The 19,451-nt window shown below is 28.8% G+C and carries 15 protein-coding genes and 1 pseudogene; 9 read left to right on the forward strand and 7 right to left on the reverse strand.

Annotated elements, in window-relative coordinates; genetic code table 11:
• Positions 1–851, reverse strand: a pseudogene (locus BUB01_RS08685) (hypothetical protein); the annotation flags it as partial.
• A 269-nt stretch (positions 852–1,120) separates the two neighbouring features.
• On the opposite strand from BUB01_RS08685, the gene BUB01_RS08690 reads away from it, so the two are divergent.
• Positions 1,121–1,597 carry a hypothetical protein gene (locus BUB01_RS08690; protein WP_072986318.1) on the forward strand — a complete coding sequence of 159 codons (477 nt, stop codon included), beginning with the start codon at positions 1,121–1,123 and terminating at the stop codon, positions 1,595–1,597.
• 233 nt (positions 1,598–1,830) lie between these two features.
• A complete protein-coding gene (locus BUB01_RS08695; protein ID WP_072986319.1) occupies positions 1,831–2,235 on the forward strand; it encodes a hypothetical protein in 405 nt (134 codons plus the stop codon).
• Between the two features lie 233 nt (positions 2,236–2,468).
• Here BUB01_RS08695 and BUB01_RS08700 read toward each other — a convergent pair whose 3' ends face one another.
• The gene (locus tag BUB01_RS08700; RefSeq protein WP_072986320.1) at positions 2,469–3,269 is read right to left on the reverse strand and encodes a M55 family metallopeptidase; all 801 of its coding nucleotides are present in this window, start codon (positions 3,267–3,269) and stop codon (positions 2,469–2,471) included.
• Positions 3,270–3,493: 224 nt separating this feature from the next.
• Between BUB01_RS08700 and BUB01_RS08705 the strand changes: the two genes are divergently transcribed.
• The 6 genes from BUB01_RS08705 to BUB01_RS08730 all read left to right on the forward strand — a co-directional run bounded on the left by BUB01_RS08705 (position 3,494) and on the right by BUB01_RS08730 (position 15,094).
• The gene (locus BUB01_RS08705; protein ID WP_072986321.1) at positions 3,494–4,720 is read left to right on the forward strand and encodes a LysM peptidoglycan-binding domain-containing protein; all 1,227 of its coding nucleotides are present in this window, start codon (positions 3,494–3,496) and stop codon (positions 4,718–4,720) included.
• Between the two features lie 303 nt (positions 4,721–5,023).
• A complete protein-coding gene (locus BUB01_RS08710; protein WP_072986322.1) occupies positions 5,024–6,091 on the forward strand; it encodes a sugar ABC transporter substrate-binding protein in 1,068 nt (355 codons plus the stop codon).
• A 692-nt stretch (positions 6,092–6,783) separates the two neighbouring features.
• Positions 6,784–11,649, forward strand: coding sequence for a pullulanase X25 domain-containing protein (locus BUB01_RS08715; RefSeq protein ID WP_072986323.1), 4,866 nt, complete (start codon positions 6,784–6,786; stop codon positions 11,647–11,649).
• Between the two features lie 225 nt (positions 11,650–11,874).
• On the forward strand, positions 11,875–12,348 hold the full coding sequence (locus tag BUB01_RS08720; protein WP_072986324.1) for a MarR family transcriptional regulator: 474 nt from the start codon (positions 11,875–11,877) through the stop codon (positions 12,346–12,348).
• Between the two features lie 155 nt (positions 12,349–12,503).
• On the forward strand, positions 12,504–13,739 hold the full coding sequence (locus BUB01_RS08725; RefSeq protein WP_072986325.1) for an MFS transporter: 1,236 nt from the start codon (positions 12,504–12,506) through the stop codon (positions 13,737–13,739).
• Between the two features lie 239 nt (positions 13,740–13,978).
• Positions 13,979–15,094, forward strand: a complete 1,116-nt coding sequence (locus tag BUB01_RS08730; RefSeq protein WP_072986326.1) for a 4-hydroxybutyrate dehydrogenase — start codon at positions 13,979–13,981, stop codon at positions 15,092–15,094.
• Between the two features lie 97 nt (positions 15,095–15,191).
• On the opposite strand, the gene BUB01_RS08735 is transcribed toward BUB01_RS08730, so the two are convergent.
• A complete protein-coding gene (locus tag BUB01_RS08735) occupies positions 15,192–15,380 on the reverse strand; it encodes a YvrJ family protein (protein WP_072986327.1) in 189 nt (62 codons plus the stop codon).
• A gap of 357 nt (positions 15,381–15,737) precedes the next feature.
• Between BUB01_RS08735 and BUB01_RS08740 the strand changes: the two genes are divergently transcribed.
• Positions 15,738–16,103, forward strand: a complete 366-nt coding sequence (locus tag BUB01_RS08740) for a hypothetical protein (protein ID WP_072986328.1) — start codon at positions 15,738–15,740, stop codon at positions 16,101–16,103.
• Between the two features lie 163 nt (positions 16,104–16,266).
• On the opposite strand, the gene BUB01_RS08745 is transcribed toward BUB01_RS08740, so the two are convergent.
• From BUB01_RS08745 to BUB01_RS08760, 4 genes are read right to left on the reverse strand one after another with little or no spacing between them, the layout of a single operon-like run.
• Positions 16,267–17,139, reverse strand: coding sequence for a cysteine ABC transporter substrate-binding protein (locus BUB01_RS08745; RefSeq protein ID WP_072986329.1), 873 nt, complete (start codon positions 17,137–17,139; stop codon positions 16,267–16,269).
• 28 nt (positions 17,140–17,167) lie between these two features.
• Entirely contained in the window at positions 17,168–17,920 is a 753-nt protein-coding gene (locus tag BUB01_RS08750) for an amino acid ABC transporter ATP-binding protein (protein ID WP_072986330.1), read from the reverse strand.
• A gap of 13 nt (positions 17,921–17,933) precedes the next feature.
• Complete coding sequence (locus tag BUB01_RS08755) at positions 17,934–18,611, reverse strand: amino acid ABC transporter permease (RefSeq protein ID WP_072986331.1); 678 nt, start codon at positions 18,609–18,611, stop codon at positions 17,934–17,936.
• Complete coding sequence (locus BUB01_RS08760) at positions 18,580–19,257, reverse strand: amino acid ABC transporter permease (RefSeq protein ID WP_072986332.1); 678 nt, start codon at positions 19,255–19,257, stop codon at positions 18,580–18,582. Before BUB01_RS08760 ends, BUB01_RS08755 begins: the two co-directional genes overlap by 32 nt.
• Positions 19,258–19,451 lie beyond the last annotated feature (194 nt).

Consider the following 19,451-nt stretch of genomic DNA (forward strand, 5'->3'; position numbering starts at 1 on the left):
CCATAGGTTGAATTGTTTATTATATTATTTATTTGACTTGAAATTTGAGTTGAACATGAAGATCCAGAAGCAAGTAATTCGGATTTAATATCTATTAGTCCATAGGTTGGGCTATTAATTATACTAAAAACTTCAGTTTTTATATCTGCTAAACCAAAGGTTGGACTCGAAACTATTTGTTCAATGTTATATACTTCGGTTTTGATTTCCTCTAAGCCATAATCAGGATCAAATACTGCTTGCTCTATTGCAAATACTTCTGTCTTTATTTCCTTCAAGCCATAATTATGATTAAAAACAGCCTTTTCTATTGCAAATACTTCTGTTTTTATTTCAGCAAGTCCAAAGGTTGGACTATCTAATTTGCATTCAATTTTTGTAACCTCTTTAATTATTGCTGTTACTATATTCTCAATATTAACTACTTCATTTTTGATTTCTTTTAATCCAAAACAAGGATTTTTTAATAATAATTCAATATCTTTAATTTCTTTTTTTATTTCCTTCAATCCAAAAGAAGGGTTCTTTACTGTTTCTTCTATATTCCTTACTTCTGCTTTAATTTCTTCTAATCCAAAACAAGGATTATTCACTTTTTGTTCAATATCTTTGATTTCTTTCTTAATTTCCTCTAATCCAAAATATGGACTGTTCAATTGACTCTCTACATCTTCTAATTGTTTTTTTAAGGAATCTAAAATGAAATAAAACTGTTCTAATGATGATTCATCAAAGGTACATTTACAGTTGTTATCATACTCATTTTCACAGGAAATATGTGTATGATAACTACATGAATTTTTATCATCACATAACCGCTGATCAGTTTTGTATGATCTTATTTTATCCATACTTTACATGCCTCCTAAATTTATCTATATTAATTTATAATCACTTCTTATTTCGCTATATTATACAGTACATGATATGCTATTTAAGTATAAATGTTACCTTCGCCCTAGTATCTCATTATGTAATGCATTTGAAGATTTTTGTATGTTTGTAACATTTTAAATTATATTGTGTAAAATATTATTGTTAGAAACAATATAATTCAAACTATATATAACCACCTATTTTACTGCACGTAATTTTAATATAATCTTGAGAGGTGACCTATATGATAGATTATCTAAAAGAACTCTGTGAGAATACTAATATCCAACTTGCTTACACAAAGAATAAATTGAATATTTTATCAGCAAATATTTCGAGAAACCTGCCTATTATTAAAGCATATATTGTATTTAAAAATTGTCCTGAGGAAGTAGCTGTAGCTATTTTTAATTATTACACAAATTCACAGAATTCTGATAAGCATCTTATTACAATACAGGCTTTCTTAAAAAGTCAACTTATTTTAACTAATTATAAAATAAATCTTCCTAATGAAGAATTTAAAAATCTTCTAAGTAACTCTTCTACCTGTAAGCCTATCATAAATTCCAACAATACTAATAATGAATTAAATATTTTAAAAATTGATATTAAAAATTTTTGGGGTTCTAAAACTAATATTGATTTAAATCAATCAATAAAAGCAACAAATGATGAGCCAGTAGAACTTGAAGTTATAGTTAGCCCTTTACATACCTAGCTAAGAAAAATAGTTATGTATGAAAAAACCAAATACAAATATACTTACAAAAGATATGAAATCCCTAATACTTATATTTAAAAAGTATTTAGCTAATGAAAAAATTAATTTATGAAAATCAATTGTTCTTAAAAATTGTAATTTATCAAAATTTTATCTAAACTTAAGAATTTATTTTATGCACTAAATAACAATATTTCCCCAAGTATAGTATATCGAAAGGATGTGTAATAATGGGTTGGAAATTAAAAAAAGTAGATTTGAAATTAGAACCTCATGAAGAAAAAGATGTAGTCTTAGTATTAGCTCCAGAAAAAAGAGCTGCTATTCATGGAGTGGTTAAATTTCCTGATGGTACTCCTGTAAAGAATGCATTAGTTAAATTATTTAAGAAAAAAGGATGCGACTCTTGTGATTTAATTCCTATTACATTTACTTTTACAGATGAATGTGGTCAATTTTTGTTTGGTGTAGAATCAGAAATTGATTTTGTAGTTAAAGTATTCTTCTATACACCAGAGCAACCTACACCATGTAATTCTTGTAACTCTTGTAATTCACGTGATGAATTTGATCCATGTGATGAATTTGATCCATGTAACTCACAAAACAAATATTACAGAACTTATTCAAATTAACACTAGCCAAAGTAATAAGTATGTTTAATAACTAAATATATATCATTTATAAAATCTTTTCTGATAATATACATTATATTAATTAAGCATGCTAGTGGAATTATAAAAATTATATGATGACAGATAAGACACTCTATGAATAGAGTGTCTTTAGATTATTTAGATTTTCTATTTTTAATTAAATAAAACAATATAATTATAAATAAAAGCTAATATCTTCATTAATTTCCCATCTAACAAGCTGTAAAATGTAAAAATCTAAGTACTTCATAATAATCTTCGGTATTAAAGCATATAGTTCTTTCATTCATAAGTTTAGCTCCATTGTAAAAAGAATTTCTATACGCCTTTTTAAAATCTTTATAACAAATTTCTACATCAAAGGTTTTCGGTAACTCTATTTTACATAAATTAAAGTCGGAATTTAAAGCTTTATAAACTAAATTTTCTATGTCTCTTATAGCCTTATTTGGGTGCATATTTATAGTAGCTCCACCTATACCTTCTTTTACTGCTAATGTTAAAATGTTAGGATTAATACTATTAACTTCCTCACAAAGCCCCTTATCTCCACTTAAAAACAAAACAGGTACATTATAAAGAGCTGCCGTATAAGCATTTATTAGAAACTCACTAGCAAATATGCCATTTATTTTTATAGATTCTATATAAGGCATTAAAGTATGAGAAATTGGATTTTGTACACTTCCACCTCTTGAATGATAACCTATGAATAAAACTCCATCAAAACTACTATCTAAAGAACTCATCATACACTTAGGATCTTCTTGCCAACCTCTATGGAGAATGGCTTCTTCTGGCAATAAACTGTGGTCTAAATTTGTTGCTGTATCATGTCCATCCTTTACCAATATCTCTTTTACTCCAAAGTTTACTGCTGCATCACAAGCAGCCTTAACTTCTTTATTCATTTGTATTCTAAATTCAGCATAGTCACTGTTAGTTTTTTCAGTTTCACTCCAAGTAGTCACCCCTGTTATTCCTTCAATATCTGCACTAATATATAACTTCATCATCTTCACCTCTCAAACTTAGTAGTTAAATTTATTCTAACCTTCCTCATACAACTTGTAAATTGCTTTATAAATCTTGTAAATTGTTTTATAAATTAAGAGTATTATATTTTTTTAATAATAAATTTCGATATATTATTAATTACTAACTAACGTATATAATTAACTTTTATTTATTTATTGCATAAAATATTTTATGATTATACTTTTAGGAGTTGATTTTTATGAAATCATTAAGTGAAGGAAAATATAAAGGAATAGATATATCTAACTGGCAAGGAAATATTAATTTTACAGGTGCTAAAAATGATGGTATTGAAATAGTCTATATAAAAGCTACAGAAGGAAATTACTATGCAGATCCTTATTTAGATAATTACTATGAAGCAGCTAAAAATAATGGTTTATTAGTAGGTTTTTATCATTATTTTAAGGCCAATATAGATCCAAAAGCTCAAGCACAATTTTTCGTCGATAATATATATGGAAAAACTATTGAGTGTAGATTAGCTTTAGATATAGAAGAGAATGAAGGATGTGACCCAGATTTATTGTCTAATATGTGTGTAGAATTTTTACAAGAAGTAGAAAAATTATCTGGAAAAGGTGTTGTAGTTTACACCTATACTAATTTTGCTCAAAATAACCTAACAACAATACTTTCAGTTTATCCGTTATGGATAGCACATTATGAAGTTGATGCTCCTGATGATAATCCAATATGGGATAGTTGGGTTGGATTTCAATATTCAGATACTGGGCATGTAAATGGTATAGATGGTAATTGTGACTTAGATGTATTTATGGACGGAATCCTTTTGGATGGTACTCCAACTCCGCCAACTCCACCACCAGATCCTCAGAACACCTATACAGTAAAACCTGGCGATACCTTATCTAGTATAGCTCAAATGTATGGAACTACTTGGCAACATTTAGCTGAAATCAATAATTTAAGCAACCCTGATTTAATATATCCTGGTCAAGTTTTAATTATAGATACTGGTTCGCAAAATACCTATACAGTAAAATCTGGTGACACCTTATCAGGCATAGCCCAGATGTATGGGACTACCTGGCAACATCTAGCTTCAATCAATAATATAAGTAATCCTAATTTAATATATCCTGGTCAGGTTTTAATTATAGGTACTGATTCACAAAATACCTACACTGTAAAATCTGGTGACACCCTATCAGGCATAGCAGAGATGTATGGAACTACTTGGCAACATCTAGCTTCAATCAACAATATAAGTAATCCTAATTTAATATATCCTGGCCAAGTTTTAATTATAGGTACTGGTTCTCAAAGTACCTACACCGTAAGATCTGGTGATACTTTATCAGGCATAGCAGAGATGTACGGAACTACTTGGCAACATTTAGCTGAAATTAATAATATAAGCAACCCTGATTTAATATATCCTGGCCAAGTTTTAAAAATTTAAATATATATATTGCAATATGATTTCTACAAATTAAATTTAATTTTGCCTTTATTTTGGCTTTGACATATATATTGATATAAATGTAGATTTTAAATTGCAACATAATATATAAAGATAATTTTAAGATATAATAAATTATATTAAATTGTTCTTCCACAAATTACAGTATATGAGTTTGTGGAAGTTTCTACTAAAACAATAATAAAAACCACAATATAAATTAATTATAAATAAATATATTTATTATGAATATTTTATGTATTATGTATTATATATTATATGAATAATTAATAGGTGGTAAATATGTATCTATCAATACCTAATATTTTTTTAGTACCAGTTTATTATGCAGAAAAACATATATTAGAAATAAAAATACAAGAATACAAATTTTATAATAATTCAATAGACAAAACTATAGAAAGAAAGGATTTAGTAATAGGTGTATCTTTACCTGATCGAATAAGTCCAAGATGGATTATAGATAGCAAATTCATAGAAGAATACGCCAAATCAAATGGAGTTACACTTAAGATGGAAATTGATGATGCTGACATAGTTAAACAAGCTGAACAAGTGGATAAACTAATATCACAGGGTATAGATGTATTAATTTTAGTACCTGTAGATTTTTTAGTTGGAGCCGATTTAGTTGAAAAGGCTCACAAAGCAGGAATTAAGGTAATAGCCTATGATGTTCTTATACCAAATAGTGATATAGATGCGTATATTTCTTTTAATGGAACTAAAGTTGGTGAACTTCAAGGGCAGTATCTTACAAAAAAAATTCCAAAGGGAAATTATATTATTCTTTCTGGAGATCCAGGAAATTTTAATTCTAAGATATATAAAGATGGTGCAATGAAGTATATAAAACCTCTAGCTGATATAGGCAATATAAAGATAGTTGCAGATAAAGCAGTACAACATTGGGATCCAAAGATTGCTTATAATATAGTGAAAGATATTTTAAATACTAATAATAAAATTGATGCTATATTAGCACCAAATGATAGTATAGCATCTGGTGTAGTTGAAGCATTGAAAGAAGAAGGTTTGGCAGGTAAGGTAGCAGTAACAGGACAAAATGCTTACTTAGATGCTATTCAAAGAATAATTGGAGGAACCCAATCAATGACAGTATTTAAGGATGTCAGAGAAGAAGCTAAAACAGCTATAGATCTTGCAATAAAATTAGCTAATAACGAGCCTATATATACAACTAATTATATAAACAATGGTAAAATAGATGTACCTTCAGTCATCCTTGAACCAATAGCTGTAGATAAAAATAATATTAGAGATATAATTGTAGATAGTGGATATTTAAAGCTAAACGAAGTTTACAGCAAGGAGTATTACCTAAAATAGATAAATTAAAGATTTTATTAAGATTACTTTTTATGTTTAGAATAAGTTTAAAAGTTTTTGAAATTTATGTATATATATTATGTAAATGTAATATATATTAAAGGAATGAATAAACTATGGCTATACATTATTAAGTAATAATATCCTGATTATAATGAATAGGCGCTTCCTTTTAAAATTCGAAGGGGGCTAATAGAAATTTTTGACGACTTGGAGCTTGCTACGTAGTAAAAAAATTTCTATAAGTATCCCTTTTTTAATATAAGACTTTTGGGATATCCCAAAAGTCTATTAGTGTTTAAGTGAATATATAAATTTAAATTCAAGAAAATAATCTAAATCTTAGATTTATCTTTTTGAACTTATTTTTATAGGTTTATATAAATATAGTTCTCCTTTGAAAACTATAAAGTTTCTTAATATAGCTAATTTTATATTAGTTTCAAATTATTATTCTATAAATTTTATAATTTCTTAGTTATATAAAAAAGACAACTTATAAACAATTTTAAATTTCATATACACGTAATAGATTATTAATATTTAACAATCTATCGTCATAAAATATATTAATTAATGCAAATAAAATCTATTAAAGATTATCTTTAATAGTACATACAGTCGTTTAATTTTTAAGTGTAAGTATAGCACTTATTGCAAACGATTGCTTTAATATAAGTAGGGGGGAAATTATGAGAAAGAACGCTTCAAAAGTATTAAGCCTATTTATCTCAATATTCTTTATCTTTTCTTTAATTAATGTTAACACCTCAACTATAGCAAAAGCTTCATCCCAAGAGCCGAATATTAATAACTATGCTGTAGTAGTAGGTAATTTCTTTGGTAATGATAAATTAGACTGGAAGCCAGACAACTTAAAAGGTTTAATGAAAACATATTCGAAAGGTATTTATGAAACATTTTTAGAACTTGAGCCCAAAAATTATGAATATAAAATAGCTATAAATGGTACTTGGGATGAAAGTTATGGAAATTCAGGTAACAATATATCATTAAAACTTACAAATAAAAGTAAAGTTTATTTTAGATTAGATTATTTAAACAAAAAGGTTTATGATTCTGTAAACAATCCAGAGCAATTTAAGAGTAAAGCCACATTAGTTGGAACTATAGGAAATCTAATAGAAAATGCTTCTGATTGGAATCCTAAAGATGATAAACAAGCCCTTAATTATATAGGTGGTGGCTTCTATTCACGTACTTTTGACATAAAAGAAACTGCATCTAAAAAACAATATGATCTTAATTATAAAATTGCTTATAATGGTGAATGGAATAACGGAGAAGTAGGAAACGATATAACTTGTAAAATTCCTGCAAATACTAAAAAAATCTCCTTCTTAAGTAATTACCTTCAAAACTCTGCTACAGATTCAATAAATTCTCTTAATACAAATAAGATTCCATCTCTTATAGGTACCTTAAGAGGTGAAAAAGATTGGGAGCAAAATGTTAAAGGTTGGGAGTTCTATCCTTTGAATAGCAATGGAGTTTTTGCTTATACTGGGCTATTTAAAAAAGGAAATTATTCTTATAAAGCTTGTATAAATTATGATTGGTCAGAATCTTATCCTAGTGATAATAAAAGTTTAACTATAGAAGAAGATAATAAATATGTAGTATTTATCTTAGATCTTTCAAATAAGAAGTTATATGATAGTGCAAATGATTATAATAAAGTTTGTGAAATTCTAGGGTTTACAAAAAAACCTATAGAAGTAAAGGGCGCTACAGTATTAGATAATGGAACAATTAAATTTATGTATAAAAATAAGGAAGCTAAAGACGTCTTTTTAGTAGGTAATATAACTAACTCACAAACTAGTAAAAGACAAATGATTTTAGAAGATAAGGATGAGGGAATCTGGAGTCTTATAACTAGAATAGGTGATAAGCCTCAAAATATAGAATATAAATTTTTAGTAGATGGAAAAATGTATCAGGATCCAAATAATGAAAATCCAAATGGAGAAAATTCTATAATAAAATTTAATGGTTTTAATGGAAGAGCAATAACACTTCCTGGCTCTATACAAACTGCTATAGGAAAAACTGCATGGGAACCAGCAGATAAGGATTTTCAATTTTCTTATTTAGGTAATGGTTTATATAAATATGTTCTTAAAGGAGCCTCCCCTGGTTCTTATGAATATAAAATAGCTATAAATTTCAAATGGGAACCTGAAAATTATGGCTTAAATGGTGTAGAGCATGGGTCTAATATACCTATAACTATACCTAAAAAGCAAGATATAACATTTTTATATAATGATGATTCTCATAGGGTGGTGGATAATATTAATTATAAAGCTTTAGATATAAATCTACATGGAAAAAGTATAACATCTACAAAATTAACTGATACAAATTTAACAGGTATTTATTCTGCTACATTAGATATGAAGAAAGGAGCTTATGATGACTTAAGCTTAACTGTAAAAGAAGGAGATGCTTCAAAAGAAGTTCCTGTAGGAAAAATAGAACTTTCTCAAGATAAATCAGTAAAGATAAGCTACGATCCTGCTACAGAGTTTGTTTTTAATGATTCTTCAGACAATAAATTAGATATTAATGGCATAAGCTATGATTCAAAAAAGAAAGAATACAAATCTGTTTTTGGAGCTATTAAAACAGATGCTTCAGTAGATTTTAATTTGAAAATAAAGAAGGATATGGCTTCTCAAGTTAAAATGATCCTTACTGAAGCAAGTGGAGTTCAGAAGCTAGAAATGAATAAGAATGGTTCTTTTGATGATGGCAATGATAAATGGACATTAAATTTAAAACCTTCTACTATTGGAACTTATAGCTATTATTTTGTAATAAGTAATGGTTCTGATGTAAAAGCTTATGGAGATGATGATGGTTTCTTTGGCCCTGGAATTTGTAATGACCTTGGAAAGGTTAAAAATTATGAATTTAACGTATTTGATAAGAACTTTAAGACTCCAGATTGGTTAAAACAAGGTATAATCTATCAAATCTTTCCTGACAGATTCTTTAACGGGGACAGCTTAAATGACTATTCTCAAAAATATGCTAGGGGAGATGTAGCCTACGAGTTCTACAAGAGTTGGTATAATACTACTGAAAATCCTGATTTAGAGCTTTCTGATGGAGGCAAATACGCTGGGACAAAGGGCGATGGTATATGGGCAAATGAAATGTATGGGGGAGATTTAATAGGGGTCCAAAAGAAACTTGATTACCTTCAAGGCTTAGGTGTTACTATTCTTTACTTTAACCCAATTGGACAGTCTATTTCAAACCACAGATATGATACCTCAGATTATAATAATGTAGATCCATTATTAGGCCACATGGACGACTTTGTAAACCTTGTTAATGAAGCTAAAAAAAGAAATATGCATATAATTCTTGATGGTGTATTTAATCATGTTTCTGATGATTCAATATATTTTGATAGATATGGTAAATTCATGACTCCGGAAAAGCCATTAGGGGCTTATAAGTACTGGGAATATGTATATGATACAATGAAAAAAGAAAATATAAATCAATCTGATGCTGAGGCTAAAGCAGTAGAACATTTTAAAGCACTTAAAATAACTGATTTACACTACAAAGATTGGTTTAATGTTGAAAATGTATGGGCTACTAAGGATAAAGATAATAAACCATTACCTAAGGATAAAGAACATTATTATTATGAAGGCTGGTGGGGCTATGATTCAATGCCAGTTATCAAGGCCTTAAACGGTTCAGAATATAAAGTTAACTCCTGGGCAAATGAAATAATAGATGGTAAAGATTCTGTTACAAGAAAATGGCTTAGAAATGGAAGTAATGGATGGAGACTTGATGTAGCTAACGAAGTTTCAGATGAGACTTGGCAGCACTTTAGAACTGCAGTTAAAGAAGAAAATAAAGACAATGCAATAGTTGGAGAGATATGGACTGATGCTTCTAAATATATACTTGGAGATATGTATGACTCGGTAATGAACTACAGATTTAGAGGTGCTATAGGAAACTTTGTTAATGGAAAGACTTTAGATGGTCAAGAGGGTTCTTATACAGCACTAGATGCGACTAAAGAACTTGAGAAAATGAGGGAACAATATCCACAGGAAGCACTAGATGCAATGATGAATCTTGTAGGTTCTCATGATACTCAAAGAATAATATCTGCTTTAGATGGCGTAAAAAAGAATCAAAGAGGTTTTGCAAATGATCCATCTAAGGAAGCTTTGAATAAAATGAGATTAATACCATTTCTTCAGATGACGCTAGAAGGTGCTCCAACAATCTATTATGGTGATGAAGCTGGTACCCCTGGCTGCGATGATCCAGATAATAGACGTGGTATGATTTGGGGAAAAGGTAATAAAGAATTAGCTCTATGGTATTCTTTACTTGGAACAACAAGAAATAAATATGAAGTTTTAAAAACAGGTAGTACTAATTTTATAACTTTAGATAAAGATATACAAAATGATGTATTAGCCTTTGAAAGATCAAATAAAGATGACTATGCACTTATAATTGCAAATAGAAAAGTTGAAAAACTAACTAATGTTTCTATTAGTGTTAGCGATATTAAAGATGGTACTATTTTGACAGACGCTTTAAATAACTCTAATAAATATACTGTTAAAGATGGTAAAGTTACTGTAGCTGTAGACCCATTAAATGGATTGATACTTGTTAAAAATTATATTGAGGTAACTCCAAACTATTCTCCATTAAAAGATATTTATGATAAAGAAGGTATAGTTAAGGATAGAAATATTCCAAAACCAGAAGCAGATCTAATTAAAGAAATAAAAGATAATCAAAATAAAAAGATAGAAATCTCTTTAACAGGTAATGAATCTATATCAAGACCAGTACTTGATGTTTTAAAAGAAAATAAAGTGGTTTTATCTGTGAAGGCTGAAAATGGTACAGTATTTATTTTTGAAGACCCAGCAGTTTATGATAAATTGAAATCTTTAGGTATCTTCGATTTTAGGCTACTATCTACTAACACTTTAAAAAACGAGTCTAGTCTTAAAGCCCTACAAAAGGCTAATGAAGGTATAAAATTTTTATCAAAATACAATTTTAATGTAGATGGTTTTGAAAATATAGATTTTGGTGGAAAGATTAATATAAAGGTTCTAATTAATAAGGATATAGCTTCTAAACAAGTCTATGTTTATTATCTAGCAAACGATGGTAAAGCAACTAAAATAGCTGACTGTATTATTGATGAAAATGGTTTTATCGACTTTGAAGTAGATCACTTTAGTGATTACTTTATTACAGATAAAATTCTTAAAGTTGATTCTGCTAATGTTAAACCTACTGACCCAATCCCAGTAGATCCAAATAAACCAGTAGATCCATCTAAACCTGTTAATCCGAGCAATACAAATAACTCTACTAATAAAATAGAAGAAAATAAATCAAATGCTAATAAAGGAAATATAGCTAAGCTTGGTGGCGTATCTGCTACAACTTGCATTATAGTTTCTATATTGCTTCTTGCTACAGGAGTAGTTATTGTTAGAAGAAAAAAGAAGCTAAATTAAACAATGTTATAAGCTAACCACTAGCCAAGTAGAGTAACTTAGTTACAAATAACTATCTCAATCTTATTTAGATAACTAGCGTCTATTTACTCGGTACTTAGACGCTTTTGCCTCTCTTTTTTCAAGTATAATTCAATTTCTAAAATAATTATTTTAATATTGTTGAAATAGAAACAAAAATTTAATATACTATTGTTAATGTATCAACGTGTGGGAGGACAGGTCATGAACAAAGCAGAACAGGTCATAAGGGGTTTTAGGGACGTATACAACAAGATGGTTTGGCTTAATAAGTTTAAGATGGAAGATAGTCTTAAAGATTATAAATCTTCTGAAGTACATTGCATTGAATACATTGAAAAAAATGTAGATTCCAACGTAACAAAACTTGCGGCGTCCTTTTATATGACTACAGGTGCCATAACCAAATTAACTAAGAAGCTCATAAAAAAAGGCATTATCGAAAGCTACAAGAAGCCTGATAACAAGAAAGAAATCTATTTTCGCTTGACTTCGCAAGGCAAAGTAATTTATAAAATTCATGAAGATTTGCACAAAGAGTTTCAAGAGCGGGATAAAGTAATATTTGATCAGGTAAGCGAAGAACAATTTGATAGTATGCTTAGCTTCGTAGAAAAGTATAGTAATCATTTAGATGCAGAAATAAAGAAACTAGATATAGATATTAAGTCGGAATAAATTTGAATAATGAAAATGAAACCATAAGTAGCCAAACTCTATTGAGAAAAGGCTGCTTTTTTTATCGCTATTATTTTGTTGACAAGGAAGCAAAATGATGATATGATATTTTTGCTTCCACGGAAGTAAAATATGATTTTTGAGGAGAAATTTAAATGTTCAAATTTAGATCACACAATGAACAGAACATAGAAGAAACCGTAGATAAGAAGGCTTTAATATTTGGTATTGTATCTATGTTTCTTTGCGGATTAGGCTTCACTATTGTAGCACCTGTAGTCCCATTCTTAGTTCAGCCTTATACAAGAACTCCTGGAGAACAAGCTATAGTTGTTACGCTGCTTACCTCCATTTATGCAGTCTGCGTGTTTTTTGCAGCCCCAGTACTTGGAACCTTGAGCGACAAATATGGCCGTCGTCCAATACTATTAGTATGCCTTCTTGGTTCTGCAATTGGATACTTAGTTTTGGGTATGGGCGGAGCTATATGGATACTATTTGCTGGGCGCATAATAGATGGTATAACAGGCGGGGACATAAGCACTATCTTAGCATATTTTGCAGACATAATTCCTCCAAAGCAGAGAACCAAATACTTTGGGTGGGCGAGTGCGGTTGTAGGTGTAGGCACTGTCATTGGACCAACTCTAGGAGGATTGCTTGCCAAGGTTGGTTATTCTGTACCTATGTATTTTGGAGCAATAATAACTTTATTGAATGTTGTTTATGGATTCTTTTTTATGCCTGAAAGTCTTGACAAGAACAATAGACTGAAAGAAATTACTTTTGTAAGACTGAATCCATTTACACAGCTTGCAAACATACTTTCCATGAAAAGCTTAAAAATGCTACTTGTCTCAGCTTTTTTACTTTGGATACCCAATGGATCTTTACAGGCAATTTTTCCACAACTTATAATGGATACTTTCAGCTTTCAGCCGGCACTAATCGGACTTATGTTTTCAATTATTGGCTTCCAAGATATCATTTCACAAGGGTTCATAATGCCAAAGCTTTTGATAAAACTTAGCGATAAGCAGATAGCAATTCTTGGAATGTTTTCGGAGATTATAGGCTACAGTCTTATTGCAGCATCGGCTTTGTTCACATTCTATCCTCTTTTTATAGCTGGAATGTTTATATTTGGCTTTGGTGATTCGATCTTTGGCCCTTCATTTAATGGGATGCTCTCCAAGTCTGTCGATTCTAGTGAACAAGGAAGGATTCAAGGAGGTAGTCAATCTATTCAGGCTTTAGCAAGAATGATTGGGCCTGTCATTGGAGGTCAAATTTATATATCACTTGGACATGCTGCACCTGCTTTTATGGGGATGATACTTATAGTAGCAGCAATAGTCGTTTTATATAAGGGTACTTATGTAAATATATAAACTAACTACTTTGTTCTTGAGCTTTTTTAATATCCTCTAGAAGCTTTCTATGAAAAGTTATTTTAATAACATATAATAATAGGATTTTTGAACCTAGACATAAATTATGCAATCCTGTTTAAAATATTTTCAGAGTAAATTTAATGCCATGAAAAAGGAGAAATATTGACATACAAGATTATATTGGAATAGTATAGTTAAATAAACTAAATAAATAGAAGCTCAAGGAGGAGTATATAATGAAACTTTTAGAATTAAGACCTCAAATCTTTAAGTTTAATGACTGTTTAGAATTTAAAAATGAATTTAAATTAAACAATAAGGATTTAATATTTACAAATAAATTTTTATATGAAAGATTTCTTAAAAGTTTAGATATAAATTGTAACTACATATTTCAAGAGGATTATAATTTAAAAGAGCCATCAGATGACATAATAGATAAAATACTAAGTGAAATAAAATATAAGGATATAGATAGAGTTATTGCTATTGGTGGCGGATCTATAATAGATATTGCTAAAATTCTTGTATTAAAGAATGTAATATCTACTAAAGAATTATTTGAAAGAAAAATACCTGTAATAAAAGAAAAAACTCTTATAATAATTCCTACAACTTGCGGCACAGGAAGCGAAGTTACTAATATATCTATAACAGAAATAAAAGCAAAAAGAACAAAGATGGGACTTGCTACAGAAGAACTTTTTGCTGATTATGCAGTATTAATTCCTGAACTTGTAAGAGAACTTCCTTATGAATTTTTCGTGTATAGTTCAATAGATGCATTTATACATGCAATAGAATCATTAGTTTCTCCAAAAGCCAATGCATATACAGAGATGTTTAGTTTTGAAGCTATTAAAACTATAATAAACGGATATAAAGCCATAATAGAAAAAGGTACTAATTATCGAAAAAAAATAATAGAAGATTTTCTTATTGCTAGTAACTATGCTGGTATAGCATTTCAAAACACTGGTGTTGGAGCAGTTCATGCCTTATCATATCCTTTAGGTGGAAAATATCACGTACCTCATGGTGAAGCAAATTATGCGTTTTTTATAGAAGTATTTAAGTTCTATAAAAAAATGAATCCAGATGGAAAAATTAAAAAGGTAAATACATTCATGGCTAACATACTTAATGTTTCAGAGGATAAAGTATATGAATCATTAGAAGAACTTCTAAATAACTTAATAGTAAGAAAAAATTTAAACACCTATGGTATGAAGAAAGAAGAAATTGAGCTATTTACTGATAGTGTTATAGAAACTCAACAAAGACTTTTACAAAACAACTATGTAGATATGACTAGAGAGGATATAAAAAACATATATACTTCTTTATTTTAGTTTAATTCATATAAAAAATATAGACACAAAAAATAAATTTTTTTGTGTCTATATTTTTGGTTATTATTTAGTTCCGAGTCTATTTTTTCATATGTTTTTAAGAAGCCTTAAAATTATCCGTAGTATCAATTACTACTCCAAGTTTTGTAGATATTATAGTGTTAAGCCGATTTATAGATGCTGCTAAACTTACTATTTGCTTTTCTAGCCTTATAAGAAGATAAGCACTTATAGTAACAGGAAAGCCAACATTAGCTACTAAATTAACAAAATCCTTAACCTCCATTTTATCCACCCCCTTCTTTCTCTATATATACAATAGTTAGGGTATTTTTTAGATTTAAAGTGTTTTTTTAGAAATTTTATTAATTATAAAATTTAAATATGTATTTTAGAAAATCCTACAAAGTTATATTGCATATATTTATAAATTACAAGAACAGCAAATATATTATTAGTATACTTTAATGAAGGGATTGACTAGATAATTGGAATTCAATTTGAGTCTTTATTATTATATAATTAAAAATTAATACTCTTAAATAAAATTTATACATTTAATAAATGTAACAGAATTAAATATAAATTCATATATTATACTAGACAATTATTATTTATTTAATTTTAAAAGGAAGTGTCATATATGACTATAAAAAAATTATCTACTGGAGTTCTTGCAAAAGATGTTACCACAACCTTAGCAGGAATAACTTTAGTTAATGTTGACTCAGATGATTCAGCAAATGTATCAGTATTTGTTTTTGATTGGACTTCAGGTTCTCCTGTTCAATTAACAACATCTATACCAAATCCTGTGATAATTTTGCCAGATACCTTCCAAAATATTACAGCTAGTTTAAGTAGTGTATCTTTTTATGAAATAAGGTTTGTATATACCTTTGATAATGATATAATATTTAATTGTTACGGATTAACTGCTCTACCATTTGTAATTGGACAAGCAAATAATGTATTACATCGTGAGCTTAGTGACGTAGAGCTGGTGTAAATATTTTATTATATTGAATTAGCCCACTGTGAAAATACATTTCACAGTGGGCTTCTTTAAGTAAGAATCCAAATTTTAATTTGATTAATTCGAACTTACTCATATGAATGAAATGAATAGGAATTTCCTTTATTAATTATAATTTACACTTATATTTATTAAACTATTTTACTTTTCCACCTTCAATTACAAGGCTATCTTTGAATTCTTCTCCATAAGTGTCTTTTAATGTTTCATCATAATCCTTATGAATAAAGTTTTCTTTTCCTAAACTTTCAAGTTCATTATTGATCCAGTCAAGAAGATCTTTATTACCTTTAGCTACGGCAGGGGCTATGGTATCCTTGCTTCCTAGCTCAGGAATTCCAACTGTAAACCCTGGAGTCTTCTTTGCCCATGCTATAACTTCTGTATTATCATTAGCTATAGCATCTCCACGTTTATCTTTTAAAGCCTCAAATATTTCTGAATATTGATCATATTTTACTAGTTGTATATCAGGAAGGTTTTTAGTAAAATAAGTTTCAGCAGTAGTTCCTTTAGCTACTATAATCTTTTTACCTTTTAACCCATCCACTGATGTTATCTTAGCTCCATCTGGAGATACTACTCCAAGAGAAACATTCATATAAGGATTTGCAAAATCAACCTTTTTCTTTCTTTCATCTGTAACAGTAAAGTTTGCCATTATTATATCAACTTTATTTGATTCTAAATAAGCAACCCTGCTCGAAGCATCTACAAGTACAAACTCTACTTTTGATTCATCACCTAGAAGATCCTTAGCAAATCTTTTAGCGATATATACGTCAAAACCTTGATTTTTACCATTTGCATCTAAATAGCCAAAGGGAGCCTTATCACTAAATACACCTATCTTTATAGTCCCTCTTTTTTTGATTTCTTCAACTGAGCTTTTAGCTGTTTCTTTTTTAGTATCTGTTTTAGCTGTATTTGAAGATCCACAACCTATTAATACTCCGCCTATTAAACTTACAACAATTAATGATGTTAATATTTTTTTTACATTCTTCATAATATATCTTCCTTTCTAAAATTAATATTTAGGCTAAATTCTCATATTCAAACATATTTAAAAATCTTTTAGCTCTTTCAGTTTTAGGATTTGAAAAAAATTCTTGTGGAGTTCCTGCTTCAGCTACATTTCCTCCATCTATAAAGATAACTTTATCTGCGACAGCTTTAGCAAAACTCATTTCGTGAGTTACGATTACCATAGTCATGCCTTGATTAGCTAAATTTAATATAACCTCTAAAACCTCTCTAACCATTTCAGGATCTAACGAAGCTGTCACCTCATCAAAAAGCATTATTTCAGGCTTCATACATAATGCTCTTACTATAGCAATTCTTTGCTTTTGACCTCCTGAAAGCTCCCTTGGATAGGCATTTTTGCGTTCTAATAATCCAACTTTATCTAATAATTCTTCAGCTTCCCTTAGCACTTCATCTTTAGCCCTTTTTTGAACCTTTACTGGTCCTAAAAGTATATTTTCTATAACAGTCATATGAGGGAAAAGGTCATAGCTTTGAAAAACCATTCCTATTCTTTGACGAATCTCTCCCCAATTAACATTTTTTTCTGTAAGATCCTTATCATAAAAATTGATATGTCCACCTTGTACACTTTCAAGTCCATTTAAACATCTAAGAAAAGTACTCTTACCACAACCAGAAGGCCCTAATATAACAACTACTTCACCCTTATGGACATCAAGGTTTATTCCATTTAGTATTTTTTTATCTCCAAATTGTTTTTGTAAATCTTTTATTTCAATTAAAACATTACTTTCCATAACCAAAACCTCCTTATACTTGCCACTTTTTCTCTAGTTTTTTTGATAACTTTGATAGGGGATAACAAATTATAAAATATAGCATAAATATAAAACCATAAATCCAAAAGGATGCAGTAGGAACCTTAAAACGAGAAAGTTCTATAATCTGTTGACCTACCTTAACAACATCTATAACTCCTATTAGAACAACTAAAGAACTAGTTTTAATCATTCTTGTAGCTAAATTTATAGCTGAAGGTAACATTCTTCTTATTGCTTGTGGTATAAGAATATATCTATAAATATTAAGCCTTGAAAGACCAATAGCTTTCCCTGATTCAATTTGATGCTTAGGTAAAGATTCTAAAGCACCTCTAACTATATCTCCCATTTCAGCAGCTCCCCAAAGGCTAAACACTATAACTGAAACTATTTCTCCACTTAACTGTAGATTTAGGGCTGTGGTAACTTCAAAATATACAACAAATAGCCAAACTAAAATAGGAATTATTCTAAAAAGTTCTAAATATAAACGACTAATAATTGCTATAAATTTTGATTTTGATGTTCTAATAATTCCAAAAATAATACCTAAAAAAGTACCTATAAAGATTGAAGAAAAAGAGATTGCGGCAGTTACCCATAAACCAGAAAGTAATCTTTGGAGATTTAATCCATCAAAAAGCATTTTTATGTCCAAACTCTGCATAACGTACCTTCCTTTCTATAAATGTAAGAAGAACTGATAAAGGTAAAATTAATATAAAATATGATACTACAAGCATTAGTAATGCTTCAGTAGTTTGATAATACATACCTATTAGGTCCTTTGTTACATTCATAAGTTCCAAAATTGATATTGCTCCCACAATAGAAGTTTCTTTTAATAAAAAAATACAGTTAGCACTTATAGCTGGAATACTTATTGAAAAAGCCTGGGGCATTATTATATACCTTGTAAGTTGTATCTTAGAAAGTCCTATACTAAGACCTGCTTCAATTTGGGTTTTACTAACAGCTTCTATTCCACTTCTAAAAGATTCAGCCATATAACTACCACCTAAAAAAGTCAGTCCTACAATAGCACAGGTATTTTCATTTAGTTTCAAGCCAAACTTAGTTAAGCCATAATATAAGAAAAATAACTGAATAAGCAGTGGTGTGTTACGAGATAACTCTATATAGACTTGTACTACATTTCTCAAAATTTTAATTTTATGATACTGTATTAGACTACATACAATTCCAAGTAATATAGAAAACAATATACTCCAAAAAGCTAAATTTAAAGTAATTAAAGCTGCTTTTTGATATAAGGGTATATTTTCTTTAATAAATTCAAAATTAATATTCATAAACTAAATCACCTCTTTTGTCTAAAACTTAAAAGCTTTAACTATTCATATAATTCTTATAGGAATAGTATGTATTAATATTAATTTAAAATTATTTACTTGTCAATATCTTCTTTACATATAATTTGGTATAAAAAATAATATCTAATCTAATCCTAAATAATTGTTTTTAAGATTTAATTTAGTAATAGGTG

Source organism: Clostridium cavendishii DSM 21758 (genome assembly GCF_900141845.1).
In the GTDB taxonomy this organism is placed as follows: domain Bacteria; phylum Bacillota; class Clostridia; order Clostridiales; family Clostridiaceae; genus Clostridium_AG; species Clostridium_AG cavendishii.